At 63.7% G+C, this 21,895-nt stretch carries 19 protein-coding genes; 2 read left to right on the top strand and 17 right to left on the bottom strand.

Annotated elements, in window-relative coordinates:
• Window positions 1-3: 3 nt before the first annotated feature.
• From rimO to B0G80_RS02475, 8 genes are all read right to left on the bottom strand, one after another.
• Entirely contained in the window at window positions 4-1,389 is a 1,386-nt protein-coding gene (gene rimO, locus B0G80_RS02510; RefSeq protein ID WP_116116855.1) for a 30S ribosomal protein S12 methylthiotransferase RimO, read from the bottom strand.
• Window positions 1,390-1,470: 81 nt separating this feature from the next.
• Window positions 1,471-2,493: a tRNA-dihydrouridine synthase gene (locus tag B0G80_RS02505; protein WP_116116854.1), complete on the bottom strand. Its 1,023-nt coding sequence runs from the start codon at window positions 2,491-2,493 to the stop codon at window positions 1,471-1,473.
• Window positions 2,494-2,770: 277 nt separating this feature from the next.
• Entirely contained in the window at window positions 2,771-3,400 is a 630-nt protein-coding gene (phaR, locus tag B0G80_RS02500; protein ID WP_116116853.1) for a polyhydroxyalkanoate synthesis repressor PhaR, read from the bottom strand.
• A 131-nt stretch (window positions 3,401-3,531) separates the two neighbouring features.
• Window positions 3,532-4,272 (bottom strand): 3-ketoacyl-ACP reductase, encoded by a 741-nt coding sequence (locus B0G80_RS02495; RefSeq protein ID WP_106283532.1) that lies wholly within the window; start codon window positions 4,270-4,272, stop codon window positions 3,532-3,534.
• 182 nt (window positions 4,273-4,454) lie between these two features.
• Window positions 4,455-5,636: an acetyl-CoA C-acetyltransferase gene (locus tag B0G80_RS02490; protein ID WP_106283648.1), complete on the bottom strand. Its 1,182-nt coding sequence runs from the start codon at window positions 5,634-5,636 to the stop codon at window positions 4,455-4,457.
• A 136-nt stretch (window positions 5,637-5,772) separates the two neighbouring features.
• Window positions 5,773-7,590, bottom strand: a complete 1,818-nt coding sequence (gene phaC / locus B0G80_RS02485) for a class I poly(R)-hydroxyalkanoic acid synthase (RefSeq protein ID WP_116116852.1) — start codon at window positions 7,588-7,590, stop codon at window positions 5,773-5,775.
• A 638-nt stretch (window positions 7,591-8,228) separates the two neighbouring features.
• Window positions 8,229-9,086 carry a peptidoglycan editing factor PgeF gene (pgeF, locus tag B0G80_RS02480; protein WP_116116851.1) on the bottom strand — a complete coding sequence of 286 codons (858 nt, stop codon included), beginning with the start codon at window positions 9,084-9,086 and terminating at the stop codon, window positions 8,229-8,231.
• Window positions 9,083-10,357: an RluA family pseudouridine synthase gene (locus B0G80_RS02475; RefSeq protein ID WP_116116850.1), complete on the bottom strand. Its 1,275-nt coding sequence runs from the start codon at window positions 10,355-10,357 to the stop codon at window positions 9,083-9,085. The genes pgeF and B0G80_RS02475 overlap by 4 nt, the downstream gene beginning before the upstream one ends.
• Window positions 10,358-10,395: 38 nt before the next feature.
• On the opposite strand from B0G80_RS02475, the gene B0G80_RS02470 reads away from it, so the two are divergent.
• Window positions 10,396-11,256, top strand: a complete 861-nt coding sequence (locus tag B0G80_RS02470; RefSeq protein WP_106283536.1) for an outer membrane protein assembly factor BamD — start codon at window positions 10,396-10,398, stop codon at window positions 11,254-11,256.
• A gap of 131 nt (window positions 11,257-11,387) precedes the next feature.
• Here B0G80_RS02470 and rlmD read toward each other — a convergent pair whose 3' ends face one another.
• The 6 genes from rlmD to surE all read right to left on the bottom strand — a co-directional run bounded on the left by rlmD (window position 11,388) and on the right by surE (window position 17,654).
• Window positions 11,388-12,806: a 23S rRNA (uracil(1939)-C(5))-methyltransferase RlmD gene (gene rlmD, locus B0G80_RS02465; RefSeq protein WP_116116849.1), complete on the bottom strand. Its 1,419-nt coding sequence runs from the start codon at window positions 12,804-12,806 to the stop codon at window positions 11,388-11,390.
• 215 nt (window positions 12,807-13,021) lie between these two features.
• The gene (locus tag B0G80_RS02460) at window positions 13,022-13,798 is read right to left on the bottom strand and encodes a 3'-5' exonuclease (protein WP_116116848.1); all 777 of its coding nucleotides are present in this window, start codon (window positions 13,796-13,798) and stop codon (window positions 13,022-13,024) included.
• 4 nt (window positions 13,799-13,802) lie between these two features.
• Window positions 13,803-14,885, bottom strand: coding sequence for an RNA polymerase sigma factor RpoS (gene rpoS / locus B0G80_RS02455; RefSeq protein ID WP_106283539.1), 1,083 nt, complete (start codon window positions 14,883-14,885; stop codon window positions 13,803-13,805).
• A gap of 11 nt (window positions 14,886-14,896) precedes the next feature.
• Window positions 14,897-15,841 (bottom strand): peptidoglycan DD-metalloendopeptidase family protein, encoded by a 945-nt coding sequence (locus B0G80_RS02450; RefSeq protein ID WP_116116847.1) that lies wholly within the window; start codon window positions 15,839-15,841, stop codon window positions 14,897-14,899.
• 5 nt (window positions 15,842-15,846) lie between these two features.
• Window positions 15,847-16,899: a protein-L-isoaspartate(D-aspartate) O-methyltransferase gene (locus B0G80_RS02445; RefSeq protein WP_116116846.1), complete on the bottom strand. Its 1,053-nt coding sequence runs from the start codon at window positions 16,897-16,899 to the stop codon at window positions 15,847-15,849.
• Window positions 16,896-17,654 (bottom strand): 5'/3'-nucleotidase SurE, encoded by a 759-nt coding sequence (gene surE, locus B0G80_RS02440; protein WP_116119482.1) that lies wholly within the window; start codon window positions 17,652-17,654, stop codon window positions 16,896-16,898. Before surE ends, B0G80_RS02445 begins: the two co-directional genes overlap by 4 nt.
• Before the next feature lie 224 nt (window positions 17,655-17,878).
• Here surE and B0G80_RS02435 point away from each other — a divergent pair, with 224 nt between their 5' ends.
• Window positions 17,879-18,853, top strand: coding sequence for an NADPH:quinone oxidoreductase family protein (locus tag B0G80_RS02435; protein WP_116116845.1), 975 nt, complete (start codon window positions 17,879-17,881; stop codon window positions 18,851-18,853).
• Window positions 18,854-18,999: 146 nt separating this feature from the next.
• Here the strand turns inward: B0G80_RS02435 and B0G80_RS02430 are convergent, their stop codons facing one another.
• The 3 genes from B0G80_RS02430 to B0G80_RS02420 form a co-directional block, all read right to left on the bottom strand.
• Window positions 19,000-19,824, bottom strand: a complete 825-nt coding sequence (locus tag B0G80_RS02430; RefSeq protein ID WP_116116844.1) for an ABC transporter permease — start codon at window positions 19,822-19,824, stop codon at window positions 19,000-19,002.
• Between the two features lie 54 nt (window positions 19,825-19,878).
• Window positions 19,879-20,691 carry an ABC transporter ATP-binding protein gene (locus tag B0G80_RS02425; protein WP_116116843.1) on the bottom strand — a complete coding sequence of 271 codons (813 nt, stop codon included), beginning with the start codon at window positions 20,689-20,691 and terminating at the stop codon, window positions 19,879-19,881.
• 124 nt (window positions 20,692-20,815) lie between these two features.
• Window positions 20,816-21,853 carry an ABC transporter substrate-binding protein gene (locus tag B0G80_RS02420; RefSeq protein ID WP_116116842.1) on the bottom strand — a complete coding sequence of 346 codons (1,038 nt, stop codon included), beginning with the start codon at window positions 21,851-21,853 and terminating at the stop codon, window positions 20,816-20,818.
• Window positions 21,854-21,895 lie beyond the last annotated feature (42 nt).

The following is a 21,895-nucleotide window of genomic DNA, read 5'->3' as shown; positions in this document are numbered from 1 at the left end:
CGATTAAACCTCGCCCCACAGGTCGTGACCGTCGGCGCCGGTGATCTTCACCGACACGAAATCGCCGACCTTGTAGCGCTTCGACGCCTTGGCAGCCGGCGCGATATACACGACGCCGTCAATCTCCGGCGCGTCAGCCGCGGTGCGGCCGATGCCGCCGTCGGCGTTGATTTCGTCGACCAGCACCTTCAGCGTCTTGCCGACCTTCTTCGCGATACGCTTGGCCGACACTTCCTCGGCGACTTCCATGAAACGCGCACGACGCTCTTCGCGTACTTCGTCAGGCAACGCGCCGTCGAGTTCGTTGGCCGTCGCGCCTTCCACCGGCGAATAGGCAAAGCAGCCGACGCGATCCAGTTCCGCCTCGCGGATAAAGTCGAGCAACGTCTGGAACTGCTCTTCGGTCTCACCGGGAAAGCCGGCGATGAACGTGCTGCGAATGGTCAGATCCGGGCACATTTCGCGCCATTTCTTCACGCGCTCCATCACCTTCTCAGCGTTGGCCGGGCGCTTCATGCGTTTCAACACTTCCGGATGCGCGTGCTGGAACGGCACGTCGAGATACGGCAGCACGTGGCCCTTGTACGGACCTTCGGCCATCATCGGAATCACTTCGTCGACGCTCGGGTACGGATACACGTAGTGCAAACGCACCCACGCGCCGTATTGCGCGGCGAGTTCGCCGAGCGCGCCGACCAGGTCGGTCATGCGCGTCTTGATCGGCTTGCCGTTCCAGAAACCCGTGCGATATTTGACGTCGACGCCGTACGCGCTCGTGTCCTGCGAAATCACCAGCAGTTCCTTCACGCCCGACTTGAACAGATTTTCCGCTTCGAGCATCACGTCGGCGACGGGACGCGAGACGAGGTCGCCGCGCATGGACGGGATGATGCAGAACGTGCAGCGGTGATTGCAGCCTTCGGAAATCTTCAGGTACGCGTAATGGCGCGGCGTGAGTTTCACGCCGGCGGCCGGCACCAGGTCGACGAACGGATCGTGCGGCTTCGGCAGATGGGTGTGCACGTGCTGCATCACTTCGCCCAGCGCGTGCGGGCCGGTCACGGCCAGCACCTTGGGATGCACTTCTTCGATCAGCCCCGAGCCGCTCGCGCTTTTCTTCGCGCCCAGACAGCCGGTCACGATCACCTTGCCGTTTTCGTTGAGCGCCTCGCCGATCGCGTCGAGACTTTCCTGCACCGCTTCGTCGATGAAGCCGCAGGTATTGACGACCACGAGGTCCGCGCCGTCGTATGTGCCGGAAATTTCGTAACCTTCAGCGCGCAGTTGAGTGATGATCTGCTCGGAATCGACCAGGGCTTTCGGGCAGCCGAGGCTAACGAATCCGACCTTGGGCGTGGCAGTCGGGACAATCGTGGGTGTGGCAGACATGGGGGACCGCTTGAAGACGTTAAACCCTGAATTGTAGCGGTTCGCCCGGGCTGCCGCTCGTAAGTCTTTGAATTTTCGCCCTCAAACGACCGCGAGGTCGGCTGGATCGCGCTGTGAAAGGTGCCCGGGTTGATGTGTCGCCGTTAATTGACCGACGCCCAAAGCACGCTCGATCACTTCCAGAATTTCGTGCGAATCCTGCACCCGGCGGATCGCCGCATGCAACTCGGCGGCCTGCGGCCAGGTCCGCTGCAGATAGCTGAGCCACTTTTTGACGCGCCCATGCTCGTGCCGGGAAGCCACACGGGCCTGCAATTTCCGCAGATAACCGGCGATGTGACTCAGCACGTCCTGCCAGTCCCCGTCTGATGGCGAGCGCTCCATCAGTCCGCGGATTCTCAGCGCCAGGAAAGGGTCCGAGACGGCGCCGCGTCCGATCATCACATCCGCGCAACCGCTGACCGCGCGGCAGCGCTCCCAGTCGGCCACCGTCCAGACTTCTCCGTTCGCGATCACCGGCACGTCCACGGCGGCGTCGATGCGCGCGATCCACTCCCAGTGGGCGGGCGGCCGGTAGCCGTGATCCCGCGTTCTGGCATGCACGACGAGCGAGGCCGCGCCGCCTTCCGCGAGCGCCGTGGCGCACTCGATTGCAAGCGACGTATCGGACACGCCGAGGCGCATTTTTGCCGTCACCGCGATGCTGGCCGGCACCGCGGCGCGTACCGCCGACACGATCCGGTTCAACTGTTCAGGGTCGGCCAGCAGCATGGCTCCGCCGCCGTGCTGGTTCACGACCTTGGCGGGACATCCGAAGTTCAGATCGATACCATGCGGCGACAAGGTGGCCGCGTGGGCCGCGTTCAGGGCCATCCATTCGGGATCGCTGCCGAGCAGCTGGATGACCATCGGCGTGCCGCTAGGCGTGTGGGCTCCGTCGAGCACCTCGGGCGCTTCCCGCTCGTAGACGCGGGTGGGAAGCACCGAGCCCGTCACGCGAATGAACTCGGAGACGCATCCGTCGAATCCGCCGATGCCGGTCAGCACGTCACGCAAGACGTAGTCCGCGAGACCTTCCATGGGGGCGAGATAGAGGCGGCTCATGCGGAAATGGGCGCCGGGAAATGGCGCGTTTCCTGAGGATAAACGGGGCGTCCGTAAAACATGGAGATCGACGGTCGGAATGGGGATGAAGTTGGCGGCCAGAGCGCCCTCTCCGAGGAAATGCCCCACACACGCAGCCGGCGATTGTACCGCGCCAGCAGCGGATCGGCTGCGGCCGGCCGCTCAGTCCTGGCGAAGCCGCGCTTGCGAAGTGGCAAACCTCCGGGGCTCTTCCCGACGACCCCAACGCCGCGACACCCCGCTCGTCTGATCGCCCCTACTTCTTCTCCGCCTCCGGATCAACTTCCGGGCTACCCTGCGGATTGGCCGGAGCACTTCCGGGATTGCCGGCACTGACCGCGCCACCCGGCGTAAACGGGAAGGTTGCGAACATCGATTTCGCCTGGTTCTGCATCTGCTCCTGCATCTGCACGAACATGTTTTTCGACTGCTCGATATAGCTGGTCATCATGCCCTGCATCATCGGCGCCTGCATGTTCATGAATTGCGACCAGACTTCGGGGTTCATCGCCTTGCCTTCGTACAGATTCTTCGACTGGTCGGCGAGCTTCGCCTGAATGTCGATGAAGGCCTGGATATTTTTTTCCAGATACGTGCCCATCATGCCCTGCATCGCATGACCGTAGAAGCGAATGATCTGCGACAGCATCGACGAGGAGAACATCGGCAAGCCGCCGCTCTCTTCTTCGAGAATGATCTGCAACAGGATGGCGCGTGTCAGGTCCTCGTTGCTCTTGGCATCGATGACCTTGAAATCCTCCTGATCCAGCACGAGCTGTTTGACGTCCGTCAGCGTGATGTACGTGCTTGTCTCGGTATCGTAGAGCCGACGATTCGGATATTTCTTGATCAGTCGTTCGGCTGTTTTCTTTGTAGTAGTGGTCATGTAACGCCCTTGAGCGCAAGTTGAGCGTGGAAACGGCGTCAGCGACTGCGCAATCGGGCCTTTGCGCAGTCGAGACGCCGCCGAACCATCTGAGCCGTAGCGCGCTGCCTTGTGAGCGGCGCGCCGGTGACTCAGCCCATATGCAAACCGCCGTTCAGCGAAAAATCAGCGCCCGTGGAGAAACCCGATTCTTCCGATGCCAGCCATGCCACGATCGAGCCGATTTCGTCCGGCTGGCCGAGACGGCGCACCGGGATCGTCGCGACGATCTTTTCCAGCACGTCGGGGCGGATCGACTTGACCATATCGGTGCCGATGTAGCCCGGCGACACGGTGTTGACCGTCACGCCCTTGGTGGCCACTTCCTGCGCCAGCGACATCGTGAAGCCGTGAATGCCGGCCTTCGCGGTCGAGTAGTTGGTCTGGCCGAACTGGCCCTTCTGGCCGTTCACCGACGAAATGTTGATGATGCGCCCAAAGCCACGCTCGACCATGCCGTCGATCACCTGCTTGGTGACGTTGAAGAGGCTGGTCAGGTTGGTGTCGATCACCGCCGTCCAATCTTCGTGCGTCATCTTGCGGAACACGACGTCGCGCGTAATACCGGCGTTGTTCACCAGAATATCGATCTCGCCGACTTCGGCCTTGACCTTGTCGAACGCGGACTTGGTCGACTCCCAGTCGCCGACATTGCCTTCGGACGCGACGAAATCGAAGCCCAGGGCCTTTTGCTCTTCGAGCCACTTCACGCGGCGCGGCGAGTTCGGGCCGCAGCCCGCGACGACCTTATAGCCCTCTTTGTGCAGCCGCTGGCAAATGCTCGTGCCGATGCCACCCATCCCGCCCGTTACGTACGCAATTCGCTGTGTCATAAACTACACTCCGTTATCGTTTTCGAGGCGCCGACTGGCTGCCTCTTCCCTCGCCTGTACTTCATCTCCACTGCCGCCGGGCGACCGGCTGACGAGGCCTCCGCTGACCGCGCGTCACGGCGCGCGGCAACGTTTCATCCGGCGCATGACCGGCGCCCGCGGCGCCCGCCTCGCGCCCCTGCTCAGGCGCGCTCGAGCGCCAGCGCCACACCCATGCCGCCGCCGATACACAGCGACGCGAGACCCTTCTTCGCATCGCGCTTCTGCATTTCGTGCAGCAGCGTGACGAGAACCCGGCAACCAGACGCGCCGATCGGATGGCCGATCGCGATCGCGCCGCCGTTCACGTTGATCTTCGACGTGTCCCAGCCCATTTGCTGATTCACGGCGCACGCCTGCGCGGCAAACGCTTCGTTGATTTCCATCAGGTCCAGATCGGCCGGCGTCCAGCCCGCCCGTTCCAGACAGCGGCGCGAGGCCGGCACCGGACCCATGCCCATCACCTTCGGATCAAGACCCGAGGTGGCGTATGCCTTGATGCGCGCGAGCGGCTTGAGGCCGAGCGCTTCAGCCTTCTTCGCCGACATCACCAGCACCGCCGCCGCGCCGTCGTTCAGACCCGACGCGTTCGCCGCCGTGACCGAGCCTTCCTTCGAGAACGCCGGCTTCAGGCCAGCCAGCGACTCAGCCGTCACGCCATGGCGCACGAACTCGTCGGTGGCGAAACGCAGCGGCTCGCCCTTGCGTTGCGGAATTTCGACCGGCACGATTTCGTCGTCGAAACGGCCCGCCTTCTGCGCGGCTTCCGCCTTGTTCTGCGACAGTGCCGCGAACGCGTCCTGCTGCTCGCGCGTGATGCCGTATTCCTTGGCGACGTTTTCCGCCGTCATGCCCATGTGGTACTGGTTGTAGACGTCCCACAGGCCGTCGACGATCATCGAGTCGACCAGCTTCGCGTCGCCCATGCGGAAGCCGTCGCGCGAACCCGGCAGCACATGCGGCGCCGCGCTCATGTTTTCCTGACCGCCGGCCACCACGATATCCGCGTCACCCGCGATGATGGCGTTCGCCGCGAGCATCACCGCCTTCAGGCCCGAGCCGCACACCACGTTGATCGTCATGCCGGGCACAGCCGTAGGCAAGCCGGCCTTGATCACAGCCTGACGCGCCGGATTCTGGCCCGAGCCGGCCGTGAGCACCTGACCCATGATCACTTCGCTAACCTGCTCCGGTTTCAGACCGGCCCGCTCGAGGACGGCGCGAATTACCGTGGCGCCGAGTTCGGGTGCGGCGATTTTCGCCAGCGACCCGCCGAATTTGCCCACTGCCGTACGAGCGGCCGATACGATCACAACATCAGTCATTTCCATTTCCTCCGGGCGGTCGGCCTCATGCGCCGCTGCCCGTCAAGTTAAAAATCTCGTTGCTCTTAATCACGCGCCAACTCAATCAGACGCTCACTCACATCGCAAACAACCGCGCCATGAAGCGCGTTCTAACCTACTCCCGTTGCCGCACGTAACGCCCGGGCGCCGCTTCGATCACCGGAAACTCAGCCGAGCCGGCCGTGGCGCGCGGCTTCACCTTCTTGCCGCCATACTGATCGAGCCACGTGGTCCATTCAGGCCACCAGCTGCCGGGGACTTCGGTAGCCTGATCGAGCCATTCTTCCGGGTTCTCCGGCAGCGTCTTGACGTCGCCTTCCAGCATCCAGAAGTTGCGTTTTTTCTTCGCGGGCGGATTGATCACACCCGCGATGTGACCCGACGCGCCGAGCACAAACTTCAACGGCCCGCTAAGGAGCGGCACCGACGCGTACGCCGATTGCCACGGCACGATATGGTCTTCGCGTGAACCGTAGATGAAGGTGGGCACGTCGATCTTCGACAGATCGACCGGCTGGCCGCAAGTGGTCAACGCACCCGGCTCGCGCAGACGATTCTCAAGATATGTATTGCGCAGATACCAGACATACATCGGGCCCGGCAGGCTGGTCGAGTCGCTGTTCCAGTACAGCAGATCGAACGGCACCGGCGTGCGGCCCTTGAGGTAATTGTCGACGACGTAGTTCCACACCAGATCGTTCGGGCGCAGGAACGAGAAGGTGTTGGCGAATTCGAGGCCGCGCATCAGCCCCGGCGGCGTACCGTTCTTGCCGCCAATGGTCTGCTCGCGCATCTGCACATGCGCCTCGTCGACGAACACGTCGAGCACGCCCGTGTCCGAGAAATCGAGCATGGCGGTGAGCAGCGTCATGGACGCCGCCGGATGTTCGCCACGCGCGGCGGCCACTGCCAGCGCCGTGGCGAGCATCGTGCCGCCGACGCAGAACCCGAGCGTGTTGATCTGCTCGCGGCCACTGATCTTACTGACCGTATCGATGGCGGTAAGCACGCCCTCGCTGATGTAGTCGTCCCACGTTTTATGCGCGATAGATTGATCGGCGTTGCGCCACGAAATCAGGAACACCTGGTGTCCCGAATCGAGCCCGTGAGCGACCAGCGAGTTCTCCGGTTGCAGATCGAGAATATAGAACTTGTTGATGCAAGGCGGCACGATGAGCAGCGGCCGCTCACGCACGGTCGCCGTGCGCGGCTTGTACTGGATCAGCTGCATCAGCTCGTTTTGGAACACGACCGAGCCTTCGGTGTTCGCGAGATTTTCGCCGACCACGAAACCCGATTCGTCGGTCTGCGAGATCTTGCCGCGCTGCAGGTCGCCGAGCAGGTTCATCACGCCCTGGCGCAGGCTCTCGCCCTTGCTGTCCAGCAAGGTCTTTTGCGCTTCCGGATTCAAGGCGAAGAAGTTGCTCGGCGAGGCTGCCGCGGTCCATTGCTGGACGGCGAAACGGATGCGCTCGCGCACCTTGGGCTCGGTGTCGAGCGCGTCGACCATTTCCTGCAGATAGCGCGCGTTCAACAGATACCACGCCGCGGTGAACGCATAGGCCGGCGCCGAACTCCATGCGTCGGAACTGAAGCGGCGGTCCTTGAGCTGGGGCGCCTGAGTGGCTGACGTAGTGGCTTGCTGGATCAGCTCCATTGCCTCGCGCGAATAATCAGCCTGCAACTTCTGCAGACGCTCGGAGGGAATGGCTGCGGTCGGGATGTTCAGGCCGGCGAAGGACGGCATGCCGGGCATCGATCCTGCCGCCAGCTTGCTGAAGTCCGGCATGCCGGGAAACGATGGCATCTGAGGGAAACCCTGCGGCAAGCCCATTTGAGGCATTGGCAGCGGCATCTGCGGCATGGCGAAAGGCATGTTGCTGCCGCCGGGCGAACGCCATGCGTTCATCCAGGCGTCGATAAACTGCTGCATGCCTGCGGCCGGTGTTGCACCGCTCGTACCGGCCTGCTGCGTGTGCTCCGTGGAGGAGTCCGTGCTGGGGGAAGCTGAGGAATGTGAAGCTGCCATACCTGCTTTTGACCGGTAAGTCCTTGCGGACGGGTTGAGAGGCAGGTTCGTGCGCACGTGAGCAAGAGCTCGCGACCTCGTCACGCCCTGTCCCTTGTACGAGGAGCCGTGAGGAACATTCTTGCTCCCCATCGCAAGGCATGTCAATGCTTGTTCCCGATTTTGCCGCAGTGCGATAGTTTTTTAATTATCGTTTTCCCTGTGTAGAAGATCGCGCTTTTGGAACATGCGTAATTCGACGCACACGAGAACGGAAAAAGCTCCCAAATTGCATAGGCTTATGTGCATTTATCCGTTCGCGCGCGGACAGTTTTGGCGGCAGATTTACGCCAGCGCGCGGAATTCCGGCAGTGCAGCAAAAACGCTCGGGCTTCTCCGAATAAACCCTCATACGGGTGCTCGCGGGCAAGGGTCGTGCGGAACGTGGCAATGCTCAGACAAGCATGCCCGCATGCATGACATCGCGCCATGTCGATGTCATGCATGCGGGCATGGTGTGTTGGCGATCGCGGGGAAAACCGCGCGCGACGCCTGTCGTGGGTTTAGTCCGCGATCGACTGCGCCTGAGCGTCCAGCCAGATCAGCGCGGCCATGCGGCCGGTCTCGCGATCGCGGCGATAGGAATAGAAACGCTCACGCTGAGTGACCGTGCAAAGATCGCCGCCGACAATGCGCTTCACGCCGAGCCGCTGCAGACGCAAACGCGCCAGCGCCGGAAGATCGGCCAGATATTTCCCGGGATTGCGCGGGTGCTCGACGAAGGCGTTTGCCGTCGCCTCGCGTTGTGCGGCGTCCACGCCGTTCATGAAGGCGTCACGTACATCTGCGCCGACTTCGAAGGCGTCAGGACCGATGGACGGGCCGAGATAAGCGTGCAATTCGCCCGCCTCGACTCCAGCAAGTTCGGCGACGCGCGCTGCCGTCTGTTCGACGATGCCCGCCGCCAGTCCGCGCCACCCGGCGTGCGCCGCACCGACCGCGCGGCCCGCTTCGTCGCAGAACAGCACCGGCATGCAATCGGCCACCATCACGACGCACACCGTGCCGGGACGATCGGTGACGCTGGCGTCGGCGCGCGTCGGCGTGCCGTTCGCATGCGCTTGTGCGAGCACGTCTTCCGCTCGCACGATGCCCGCGCCGTGAATCTGTTCGAGCCACGCGGCCTCGCTCACGCCCGCCAGCTTCAACAGACGTTCGCGATTCGCCGCGACCGCTGCCGGATCATCGCCGGATTTCATGCCCAGATTCAGGCCGCCGGGCAAGTCCACGCCATTTTGCCAGCGGCCGAACGGCGCTTCGCTCACGCCGCCGTCGCGGGTCGTGACGAGCGCGCGCACGCGCGGCGAGACATTCCATGCGGGTTGCACGACATCGGCAAAGCTCAGCTCGGGCGCAGTCATGCGTGATCGTCCTCGTCGTGTTCGTCGTGTTCGTCGACGTCGCCGTGATCCAGGGCACCGTCCTCATCGGCGTCCTCGTCGAGCGACGCGTCGTAGTCGTCTTCCTCGTAGTACGTCTCGTCGAACTCGCCCGCGTCGTCGCGGCCGAGGCCGAGCGCGGCCGACAGTGCTTCCATGTCGGCCGGCGCATCCGCACGCCATTGCATCGTGCGGCCGGTCTGCGGATGAATCAAACCGAGGCGCCATGCATGCAGCGCCTGACGCGCGAAACCGTCGGGCAGCGGCGTGACCGAGCGCTTGCCGCGGGCCCGCCCGTACACCGGATCGCCGAGCAGCGGATGACCGATATGCGCGCAATGCACACGAATCTGATGGGTGCGCCCGGTTTCCAGATCGCAATGAATCGCGGTGACCGGCTGACGCTGCCAGATCGCCGAATCGACGCGCCGGAAATGCGTGCGCGCGGGCTTGCCCGAGGCGCTCGTGACCACGGCCATGCGCGTGCGTTCGCGCGGATCGCGGCCGATCGGCGCGTCGATCGTGCCTTCTTCGGGCATGTTGCCCCACACCAGCGCGAGATAGCGGCGCTTCACCGTGCGCGCCTGCAACTGGCGAACAAGGTCGGTCTGCGCCTCGAGCGTGCGCGCCACCACCATCAGCCCCGAGGTTTCCTTGTCGAGCCGGTGCACGATGCCCGCGCGCGGCAGGCCCGCCGCGGCGTCGCCGTAGCGGTACAGCAGGCCGTTGAGCACCGTGCCGCTCCAGTTGCCGGCCGCCGGATGCACGACCATGCCGGCCGGCTTGTTGATGACCACGAGCGTGTCGTCTTCATAGACGATTTCGAGCGGCACCGGCTCCGGCGTGAACGCCAGTTGCTCGGGCAGCAGATCCGGCACGAGTTCGATGGTCGCGCCGAGCGGAACGGGCTGGCGGATTTTCGCGGGCTTGCCGTCGATCCGCACGCGCTCGGCCTCGATCCAGCTTTGCAGGCGATTGCGCGAGAACTCGGGAAAAACCCGCGCGAGCACCTTGTCGAGGCGCTCGCCGGCCAACTCGTCGGGCACGGCGACGCTACGCGGCGTTTCGTCCGCCACGCGGCTCGCCACGGTCGGCACATGGCTGGGCAGAGCGGCGGCGCTGAGCGCGTCGCTGCCGAGATCGTCGTCGAGGGAATCGACGCCCAACGCGTCGGAGGGGTCAGCGCTTACGCTATAATCTTTGTTGCTATTCCCGGCGCCGGTTGCGGCACCTGGAGTATTTGAGCGGGTCATTGAGTCTGGGTCACCTGGACGTAAAGCTAGACTGGAAAATGCGAGCCTTGAACACCATTACTAAAGCGGCGATCAATTTGGCGGCCATCAAGAAGGCGGCCCGGAAAGTGGCCGGATACATTGCGTGCGCCGCAGCCGTCGCCGTTGTTGCGGCTTGCCACGGCCTGCCGGAGAAGACCGACGAGACGGCAACGTGGAACAACAACAAATTATATACGGAGGCGAACGACGCCTTGACCGGTGGTGATTACGGCAAGTGCGCCAAGTACTTCGAAATGCTCGAGGGGCGCGATCCGTTCGGCCACTTCGCGCAACAGGCGCAGATCAACGTTGCGTACTGCAACTGGAAAGACAACGAAAACGCCGCCGCCGACCAGGCTATCGACCGCTTCATCCAGCTGCACCCGGATCACCCGGACATCGCCTACGCGTACTACCTGAAGGGCATGATCCACTTCAACGACGACCTCGGTCTGTTCGGCCGCTTCTCCGGCCAGGACATGAGCGAACGCGATCCGAAGTCGCTGCGTGAGTCGTACGACGCGTTCAAGGTCGTGGTGGACAAGTACCCGAACAGCAAGTATGCGCCAGACGCCGCGCAACGCATGCGCTATATCGTGAACGCGCTGGCGTCGCACGAAGTTCACGCAGCGGATTATTACTACCGCCGTGGCGCTTATGTCGCCGCGATCAACCGCGCGCAACTGGCGCTCACGCAATACAAGAACGCACCGGCTATCGAAGACGCGCTGCACATCATGATGCTGTCGTATCAGAAGCTGAACCAGCCGCAACTGGCCGACGACACGAAGCGCGTGCTGGCCGGCACCTTCCCCGACAGCCCGTACATCACGGGTCATGCACGGCCGGGTACGGAAAAGTCGTGGTGGCAGTTCTGAGCTTCACCGCGTATTGAGAATCAGCAGGAAAAAAAACGCCACGACTTCGGTCGTGGCGTTTTTGTTTGTGCGTTGCGTTGCGTTGCGTTGCCTTACGTCGCCGAGGCGCCACGCGGCCGCGCCAGCGCCGCTCAATCCCGCTCGAACAACGCAATCGACTCAACATGCGACGTGTGCGGGAACATATTGACCACGCCCGCGCCCACCAGCCGATAGCCCGCCTCATGCACGAGCAGACCCGCATCGCGCGCGAGAGTCGCCGGGGCGCACGAGACGTAGACAATGCGCTTAGGCAGCGGCCCAGCGCCGCTCTGCGCGATCTCCACCAGCGCCTTGGCGACGGCCAGCGCGCCTTCGCGCGGCGGATCGATCAGGAATTTGTCGAAGTGGCCGAGCGCGCGCATGTCGTCGGCGGTGACTTCGAACAGATTGCGGCAGGCGAACGACGTATGCCCCGCCACGCCGTTCAACCCGGCATTGGCCAGCGCGCGCGAGGTCAACGCCTCGCTGCCTTCGATCCCCACGACCTCCCTCGAAATCCGCGCGAGCGGCAGCGTGAAGTTACCGATCCCGCAGAACAGATCGAGCACCCGGTCCGTGCGCGCCGGCGCCAGCAAGCGCAGCGCGCGGCTCACCAGCACGCGGTTGATGGCGTGATTCACCTGGGTGAAATCGGTCGGCTTGAACGGCATGCGGATGTCGTATTCCGGCAGCGTGTAGTCGAGCTGTACGTGGAGCGGATAAAACGGCGTGACCGTCTCCGGGCCGCCCGGCTGCAACCAGAACTGCACCTTGTGCTGGTCGGCGAAATCACGCAGCACCTGCTCGTCCGCAGCCGTGATGGGCTCGAGGTTGCGCACCACCAGCGCCGTGACGGACGAACCGACCGCCAGTTCGAGCTGCGGCATGCGGTCGTAGATCGACAGCTTGCGCACCATGAAACGCAATGGCATGAGCATGGCCGACACGTGCGGCGGCAGCACTTCGCACGTCTTCATGTCGGCGATGTAGCTGCTCTTCTTCTCATGGAAGCCGATCCGCATGCCGCCCTTTTCCGGCAGGAAACGCACGGCCAGACGCGCACGGTAGCGATAACCCCAGGACGGCCCATGAATCGGCCGGAACACCGTTTCCGGGCGCAGCTTCGCCAGATGCTGCAGATTGTCTTCGAGCACGCGCTGCTTGACGGCCACCTGCGCGCGAATGTCGAGATGCTGCATCGAACAGCCGCCGCAGATATCGAAGTAAGTGCACTTCGGCTTGGTGCGCATCACGCTTTCGCGGAACACCTGCACTACTTCGGCCTGCTCGAATTTGGGCTTGCTACGATGCGTCGAATAACTGACGCGCTCGCCGGGCAACGCACCTTCGACAAAGATGACCTTGCCGGACGTGCCGTCTTCGGTTTCGGTGCGGCCGACGCCGCGCGCTTCCATATCGAGCGAAACGATTTCGATGACCGGCTCGTTGCCGGTGACAACGTGTGCCGGCGCGGGCGGAGGCGTCTTGGAGCGCTTCGGCGCGCGGCGATGGGGGGCAGTTCGGGACACCTGCGACTTCCTGACAAACTTGGGGAAAGGCGAGATTGTAGACGAAGCGCCGCGCCTGCCCTTCATTCGGCGCGGCGGGAACGGCCCCACGCGGGTCGAGGCCGAGCGCAACACGAGTCCGCAGACGACGAGCGCCTTGCATTCTGAACGAAAGGACCGCCGCGGCCCTGCAATCCGCCGCAGGGCGGACACGTCACGCCCCGACCGCAAGCGGCTTACTGTTCAAACGCCGCCAGATACTCGGCCCATTGCGGCGCCGTTTCCAGCGCCAGCGCGTTCTTGACCAGGTTGATCTCGTCAGCATACTCCGCGGGCGAAAACGCGCCGCGAATCAGTTGGAAGCGGCAATAGAGCAAGTATGTATTGACGACGTCCGTCTCGCAGTAATTGCGAATTTCCTCGATGCGCCCTTGCTGATACGCGTGCCACACCTGACTGCCGTCCATGCCCATTTTGCCTGGGAAGCCGCACATCTTGGCGAGCGCGTCGAGCGGCGCGTTGGCGCGCGCCTGGTACATGGCGAGCACATCCATCAGATCCGTGTGACGCGCGTGGTAGCGGCTGATGTAGTTGTTCCACTTGAACTCGCGGTCGTCCTCGCCGAGATCCCAGAACTTGCAGGCGGGAATGCCGTTGACGAGCGCGCGGTAGTTCAGCACCGGCAGGTCGAAGCCGCCGCCGTTCCACGACACGAGTTGCGGCGTGTACTTCTCGATCACGCGATAAAACGACTGCACCAGCGCTGCCTCGCCGTCTTCCAGCGTGCCCAGCGAGCGCACCCGGAAACCATTGTTGTCGCGGAACACGCAGGAAATCGCCGCGATCCGCTGCAGATGATGCGGCAGGAAATCGCTACCGGTTTTTTCGCGGCGCGCGGCGAATGCATGCTCGGCGACTTCGGCGTCGCTCAGGTCGGCGGGCAAATCTTCGAGGCGGCGAATGCCGGCGACATCGGGAATCGTCTCGATGTCGAAAACAAGAATCGGTGTCATCAGGTTATAGAACGGCGTCCTTGCGAACACCGTTGGAGGCGAAGAAGCGCTTCAACCGCACGAGCGCTTCCTGTTGGATCTGGCGCACACGCTCGCGCGTGAGGCCCATTTCGTCGGCCAGCTCTTCGAGCGTGGCGGGTTCGATGTGATTCAGGCCGAAGCGCCGCTCGATCACATGACGATGCTTGTCCGACAGGCGAGCCAGCCACGCGCGTGTAAGCGTTTCCAGTTCGCGGTGCTGCACTTCGGCATCCGGCGACTGGCTCTGGTCGTCGGACAGCAAATCGAGCAGGCTGCTCGCCGGATCGAGATCGAGCGGCGCGTCGAGCGACGCGGTGTGCTCGTTCAGCGCGAGGATGTCGGTGACTTCGTCGGTGGTCTTGCCGGTCAGATAGGCGATGTCGTCGATACTGGCGTCGCGGCGCTCGGCGGCCTCGCCCGAATTCATCGAATTTTTTTCCAGATGGCGCTTGGCGCGCAACACCTGGTTGAGCTCGCGAATCACGTGTACCGGCAAACGGACCGTGCGCGCCTGATTCATGATGGCGCGCTCGATACTCTGGCGAATCCACCACGTGGCATAAGTGGAAAACCGGAAGCCGCGCGTCGGATCGAATTTTTCGATCGCGTGCATCAGGCCGAGATTGCCTTCCTCGATCAGATCGAGCAGCGGCACGCCGCGATTCAGATAGCCCTTCGCGATGCTGACGACGAGCCGCAGATTGCGCTCGATCATAACTTGCCGCGCTTCGAATTCGCCTGCCTTGGCAAGACGCGAATACTTCTGCTCTTCCTCGACGGTGAGAAGCGGCTTGACGCTGATACGGTTCAGGTAGTGCTGAATCGTGTCGGCCGTCAGCTCGGCTTGCAGCAGCGCGCGGAAATCGTCTGCGTCCGGCGCGGCTTCGCTCGCGCCTTCACGGGTCTCGCCGGCTTCGTCCGCGCCGCCCTGGCGTTCGTCGAGATCGCGTTCCTCCGCGACTTCTTCTTCCACTTCCGAAGCGCCGCTTTCCTCCACCGAAGCGGACATAGCGTGGCTGATCGTCTCAGACTCGGCTTGCGGCGGGCGGCGCTTCGATTTCGGCATGGTCGTATCGCTTATTGCGGCGGCAAATACTTCAGTGGGTCGACAGGTTTACCCTGCCGGCGAACTTCGAAATGCAACATCACACGGTCGGAATCGCTGTTGCCCATCTCGGCGATCTTCTGCCCCTTCGTCACCGCGTCCCCCTCTTTTACCATCAAAGAGCGGTTATGTGCATACGCCGTGAGATAAGTTGCATCATGCTTGATGATAATGAGATTGCCGTAACCACGCAGCCCATTTCCGGCATAAACCACGCGGCCGTCCGCCGACGCCTTCACCGGATCGCCGGCAGCGCCGCCGATATTGACGCCCTTGTTGGTCGAGTCGTTGAACGTGCCGAGCAGCGGTCCGCGCACCGGCCACGCGAACGCCACGTTGCCGGACGCGCCGGCGTTGGAATCGCTGGCCGCGCCAGGCGTGGCGGGCGGCGTCAGCGACGCGTTGTTCGTCGTAGAACCGTAGATGGGCGGCGCCGCGACACCGGCTGCGCCAGCAGTCCCGCCCGCCGACCCGGACGTGCTGCCGAGCGGTGCGCTTTGCACCGCACCACCGCTGCCGATCGGCGCGGTCGACACGCCCGGCGTCAGCGCCGCGGTGTTCGCACCCGGCGGCACGACGCGCAGCAACTGATCGACTTCGATCTGATTCGGGTTGGTCAGATTGTTCCACGCCGAAATGTCGCGGTAGTTCTGGCCGTTCTCCAACGCGATCCGGTACAGCGTGTCGCCCGGCTTCACGCGATAGTAGCCAGGCGGCGGCGGTCCGAGCGGCACGGCCGGCTGCGTGGCTTGCGTGCCGAGCACGCCGCCGCCGGAGCGGTCGACGACCGGCGCCTGATCGAGCCGGGATGCGCAAGCCGTCATCAACAGGGACAAGGCGAGCACGCACACGCTACGCTGGGTTACGGTCATGGGGACATTCAGTGTGGTTCTTTGCATCGCGCGCAACATACTCATCGGTGTCAAATCACTCCGGATTTTAAGGGTACAAAGAAAACGCGATCAAGCCGCGACTCGCGCCACTGCGCGGGTCCGAGGCGCTCGACCAGAGTCAGCACCTGGTTCTGGCCGTCCTGCGAGCCGACCGGCGCGACCAGACGGCCGCCGATCGCGAGTTGTTCAAGTAATGCTTGCGGTACGTCCAGCCCCGCCGCGGCGATCACAATCGCGTCGAACGGCGCCGCCGCCGGCAGTCCCAACCGTCCGTCGCCGTAATGCAGGCGAATGTTCGGGATGCGCAGCGGACGCAAGTTCGTCTTCGCGCGTTCGGACAGCGGCTTGATGCGCTCGATCGAATAAACCTCGCGCGCGACCTGGCTCAGCACGGCCGCCTGGTAACCGCAGCCGGTGCCGATTTCGAGCACGTTGTTCAGCACGCGGCCGGCGGCGGCCAGCTCGATCATCCGCGCCACCACCGACGGCTTGGAGATCGTCTGGTGATGGCCGATCGGCAACGCCGCATCTTCGTAGGCCTGAACCGCGAGACCCGGGTCGACGAACATGTGGCGCGGCACCACCGACATCGCGTTCAACACGCGCTGATCGGTCACGCCGTTCGCACGCAGGCGTTCGACCATCCGTTCGCGAACCCGTTCCGACGTCAGTGCCATCGCGCCGTTCAAAGCGACGTTCGGCGCGGCACTGCGCTCGTTGGATCGGGCCGCCGGTTTGGCCGATGTCGCCGACTGCGGCGCGGTGCGTGTCGTCGAACTTTGAACGACCGGCTTGGCCGGCGTTTTAACGGACGGCGCGGCCACCGGCTTCGGCGGCGTCGCCGCCGAAGGCTTGGCTTGCGGTTTCAGCTGCACCGCGGGCTGCGCCCTTGCCTGCCTGGATTGGGATTTACCCGCGGAGCCGGGCGGCGCATTCTTCGCGGGCTGCTGGCGCGCGTTCAGTGCCGCGCTCGCGGCGAGCGCCGCCGCGCGGATTTCGCCTGGGCGTCCTTCGGGCCGGCGCGGTTCGCGCACCAGATCCTCGAGGCCGAGCGGAAAGCGCTTGGCGCGCTCGCTGGTCATGAAGCGCCGCCGCCGGCGCGCGCCCAGTCGCGCGCTGCGGGCAGCATTTGCGTGTGGGTCAGGTCGAGCTGCAATGGCGTGATCGACACGTGGCCGTTGGCGACAGCGTGAAAGTCGGTGCCTTCGCTCGCGTCGCGCGCGCTGCCCGCCGGACCGATCCAGTAGATCGGCTCGCCACGCGGGTTGGTCTGGCGAATCACCGGCTGCGACGGATGCCGTTTGCCGAGACGCGTGATCTGCCAGTCGCCGAGTTGTTCGTAGGGCAGATTCGGAATGTTGACGTTCAGGAGCGGATGCCCTGGCAACGGCTGCTGCAGATAGTGCGCGACGATTTCAGCGGCGACACGCACGGCGTCGTCGAGATGCACCCAGTCCTTGTCGACGAGCGAGAACGCAATGGCCGGCACGCCGAACATGATGCCCTCGGTGGCGGCCGCGACGGTGCCCGAATAGAGCGTGTCTTCGCCCATGTTCTGACCGTTGTTGATGCCCGAGATCACGAGGTCCGGCGTGTGGTCGAGCATGCCGGTCAACGCGATGTGCACCGAGTCGGTAGGCGTGCCGTTCACGTAATAGAAACCGTTGGCCGAGCGCAATACCGAGAGCGGCCGCGACAGCGTCAGGGAATTCGACGCGCCGCTGCAATTCTGCTCGGGTGCCATCACGGTGACGTCCGCGATCGGCTTGAGCGCTTCGTAAAGCGCAGCAAGGCCGGGCGCCAGATAACCGTCGTCGTTGCTGAGTAGGATTCGCATGCGGCGATTGTAACCGAGGAAAGAAGACGCGCGAACGACACGACAGGCCGTGCGCGCGACGTATGCAATGCGCACGCGTCGGGATCGTGAAAGGCTGGCGCGAGTCGGCGGCCGAACATGCATCGAGCACTCGCCGATCGCGTGCGAGTCAATAAAAACGCACGGTCGTGCTGATTGTTTTACACTCAGAATACTTGCGAACCCCTGATCGAAACGGAGACACGATGCGCGCGATTCGCTGCAAACAATATGGGCCGCCGGAGAGCCTGGTCGTCGAAAACCTGCCGGACCTCGAAGCGCCGCCAGGCCATGTCGTGATCGACGTGAAAGCCGCGGCCGTCAACTTTCCCGACGTGCTGATCATCGAGAACAAATACCAGTTCAAACCGCCCCTGCCCTTCACGCCCGGTTCGGAAGTCGCGGGCGTGGTGCGCGCGGTCGGCGCCGACGTCACGCAGTTCAAGCCCGGCTCGCGCGTGGTCGCCTTCACGGGTCAAGGCGGTTTCGCGGAGCAGGCGCTCGCGCCGGCCGCGGCGTGCGTACCGTTGGCGGACCATGTGGACTTCGAGTTGGCGGCGGCGTTCACGCTGGCGTACGGCACGTCGCATCACGCCGTGGTCGATCGCGGCGCGTTGCAGGCGGGCGAGACGATGCTGGTGCTCGGCGCGGCCGGCGGCGTCGGGCTGGCAGCCGTCGAAATCGGCAAGGCGCTCGGCGCGCGCGTGATCGCGGCGGCGTCGAGCGACGAGAAACTCGCGACCTGCGTCAAGCACGGCGCGGATGCCACCATCAACTACAGCACCGAAGATCTGCGCGAGCGCGTCAAGGCGCTTACCGACGGCAAAGGCCCGGACGTGATCTACGATCCGGTGGGCGGCGTGTATGCGGAGCCGGCATTTCGCAGCATCGGCTGGCGCGGGCGTTATCTGGTGGTCGGCTTCGCCAACGGCGAGATTCCGAAGCTGCCGCTCAACCTGACGCTGCTCAAAGGCGCGAGTCTGGTCGGCGTGTTCTGGGGCGACTTTGCGAAGCGCGAACCGCAGCACAATCACGCGGCGTTTCAGCAGATGACGCGGTGGATCGGTGAAGGCAAGCTCAAGCCGTATGTGTCGGCGCGCTATTCGCTCGAAGATACGGGGCGCGCGTTACGGGATATGGCCGAGCGTCGCGTGATCGGGAAGGTGGTGGTGACGCCTTAGTCCTCGTGTGACCGATTCGGTCTGGTAGCAACTAAAAGAAACGACGCGCGGTTTTCCAACTCGCGCGTCGTTTCTTTTTTGCTAAGCCTGGTGCGTTGCGTATTGAGCATTGGGCTTCGCGCGTATCGAACGCGCGCCGCTCTGCCCTACAGCTTTTCCGTGTCGCCGGTCTTAGGCTGCCACTTCATCAAGCGCCGCTCGCCGATGCCCACGATCGCATCCAGAATCAGCGCGAACGCGGTCAACACCAGAATCCCGGCAAACACGGTATTGATATCGAAGGTGCCTTCGGCCTGCAGAATCAGGTAGCCGACGCCGCGCGCCGAGCCAAGATACTCCCCCACCACCGAGCCGACGAACGCCAGTCCCACCGACGTATGCAAGCTCGAAAACACCCAGCTCATCGCACTAGGCAAGTAGACGAAGCGCAGCAGATGCTTGCCGTTCGCGCCGAGCATGCGCGCGTTGGCGAGCACGACCGGACTGACTTCCTTCACGCCCTGATAGACGTTGAAGAACACGATAAAGAACACCAGCGTGACGCCGAGCGCCACCTTCGACCAGATGCCCAGCCCGAACCACACGCCGAAGATCGGCGCGAGAATCACGCGCGGCATCGAGTTGGCGGCTTTGATGTACGGATCGAACAGCGCGCTCGCCAGCGGCGAGAGCGCGAGCCACAAGCCCACGCCGAGCCCGAGCGCCGTGCCGAGCGCGAACGCGAGCACGGTTTCGACCAGCGTGATCCACAGGTGCAGATAGATCTCGCCGCCCACGAACCACTCCCAGATCCGTTGCAGCACTTTCTGCGGCTCGCCGAAAAAGAACGCGGCCTTGTTCGGATCGTCGAAATAGAAAGGCGGCAGCAGCGTCGGGCTGGTCAGCACGTACCAGAACACGAAGCACAGCACGAGCAGCAGCCATTGCCAGATCACCAGATTCGCCCGGTTCGGGCGCAACGTCTTCCACATGACTCGGTTTGCCTTGGACGATTGATTAACGCCAATACGTGACGCGCTTACGTTTTATACGGCGGTGAGTTGCTGCTGATAGCCTTTGAGCACTTCGTCGCGCAGCACGCTCCAGATCTGCGCATGCAACTCGACGAAACGCGGATGCGAACGGATTTCGGCGACGTCGCGCGGACGAGGCAGGTCGATCGTGAATTCGCCGATCGGGTGCGTGCCCGGACCGGCCGAAAGCACCACCACGCGGTCGGACATCGCGATCGCTTCGTCGAGATCGTGCGTGATGAACAGCACCGCTTTGCGCTTGGCGGCCCATAGGTCGAGCAACTCGTTTTCCATCAACTGGCGCGTCTGGATATCGAGTGCGGAAAACGGCTCGTCCATCAGAATGATGTCCGGATCGAGAATCAGCGTCTGCGCCATCGCGACTCGCTTGCGCATGCCGCCCGATAGCTGATGCGGATAGCGATCGCCAAAGCCGCCGAGGCCTACGCGCTTTAACCACTCGTCGGCTTTGACGCGCGCTTCTGCCGGCGGTACACCGTGGAACGCGAGGCCGGCCATGACGTTGTCGATGGCCGAGCGCCACGGCATCAGCGCGTCGGCCTGGAACATATAGCCGGCGCGCCGGTTAATGCCCTTGAGCGGCTCGCCGAACACGCTGACCGTGCCCGACGAAGGTCCTAGCAAACCCGCGCCGACATTCAGCAGTGTGGACTTGCCGCAACCGGTCGGCCCGACCACCGAGACGAACTCGCCCGGCGCGATGCGCAGCGTGCTGTCCTTCACCGCCGTGTAACGCTGCGCGCGATTGTCGCGCGCAGCGAACGTGCAGGTGATGTTCTCGAGCGCCAGTGCGGCAACGGTCATCGTTCAGCTCGCTTCGAAAGATCGGATTGGTATGTGATCAGGTCACGTCATCGCACGCGGCGCCGGGATCGGGCGGTGGCGACGCGCGCTGCGTCGCCTCACAGTCCGGATGCCCGCGCTCGACTCAAACCTTGACGGTAGTCAGCGCTTTCTTGACGAAGTCGTTGGTCCACGTCTTCGACAGGTCGATCGGCTTGCCCTGCACGTTCGGATCGAATGCCTGCAAGGTCTTCAGCGACGTCGCGGGACCGTCCGCCGGCATCAGGCCGTCGGGCGACATCGCTTCCTTCACGTGCTGCCACGCGTCCAGATACACCGCGCGGTCGCCGAGCAGGTAGCCTTCCGGCACCGTGTTGATCAGTTCGCTGCCGGTCGCCGTTTGCAGCCACTTGAGCGCGCGCACCATCGCGTTGGTCAGCGCCTGCGTGGTGTTGGGATTCTTCGTGATGAAGCTTTGCGAGGCGTAGAGACACCCCGCCGGCATGTCGCCACCGAAGACGCTGCGCGTATCGGCGAGCGTACGCGTGTCCGACACCACGCGAATCTCGCCGGTGCGCTCGAGCTTGGTCATGACCGGGTCGAGATTGGCGATCGCGTCGATCTGCCCCGACTGCAACGCGGCGATCGCGCCGGCGCCCGCGCCGACGCCGATAAACGCGACGTCTTTCGCGCTCAGCCCCGCTTTCGCCAGCACGAAGCTCGCCATGATCGAGGTCGACGAGCCCGGCGCGGTCACGCCGATTTTCTTGCCCTTCAGATCGGCAATCGACTTGTAGTTCGGCATGGTCTTCTTCGAAACCGCGAGCACGATTTGCGGCGCGCGCCCTTGCAGCACGAATTCGCGGAACATCTGCTTTTGCGCCTGCAGCAGCAACGTATGCTCGAACGCGCCGGACACCACGTCCGCGCTGCCCCCGACCGCCGCCTTCAACGCCTGCGAGCCGCCGGCGAAGTCGGAGATTTCGACGTCGAGCCCCTCGTCCTTGAAGTAATTGCGGCGCTCGGCGATGGTGAGCGGCAAGTAGTAGAACAGGTTCTTGCCGCCGACGGCGATCGCCACCTTGCTGGTTTCAGGTTTGCCCTGCGCGAAGGCGAGCGGCGTGGCGGCGAGCGTGGCGCCCGCGAGTGCGGCGGTGCCGGCGAGAAAACTTCTCCGTTGCATGGGCTCGAGTCTCCAAACTTTCGTGGTCCGGTTTATCTTTTT

The organism is Paraburkholderia sp. BL6669N2 (genome assembly GCF_003387275.1).
Taxonomy (GTDB): Bacteria; Pseudomonadota; Gammaproteobacteria; order Burkholderiales; family Burkholderiaceae; genus Paraburkholderia.
The sequence above is the reverse complement of the archived record's forward strand: the minus strand, read 5'-3'. Positions and strand labels throughout refer to the sequence as shown.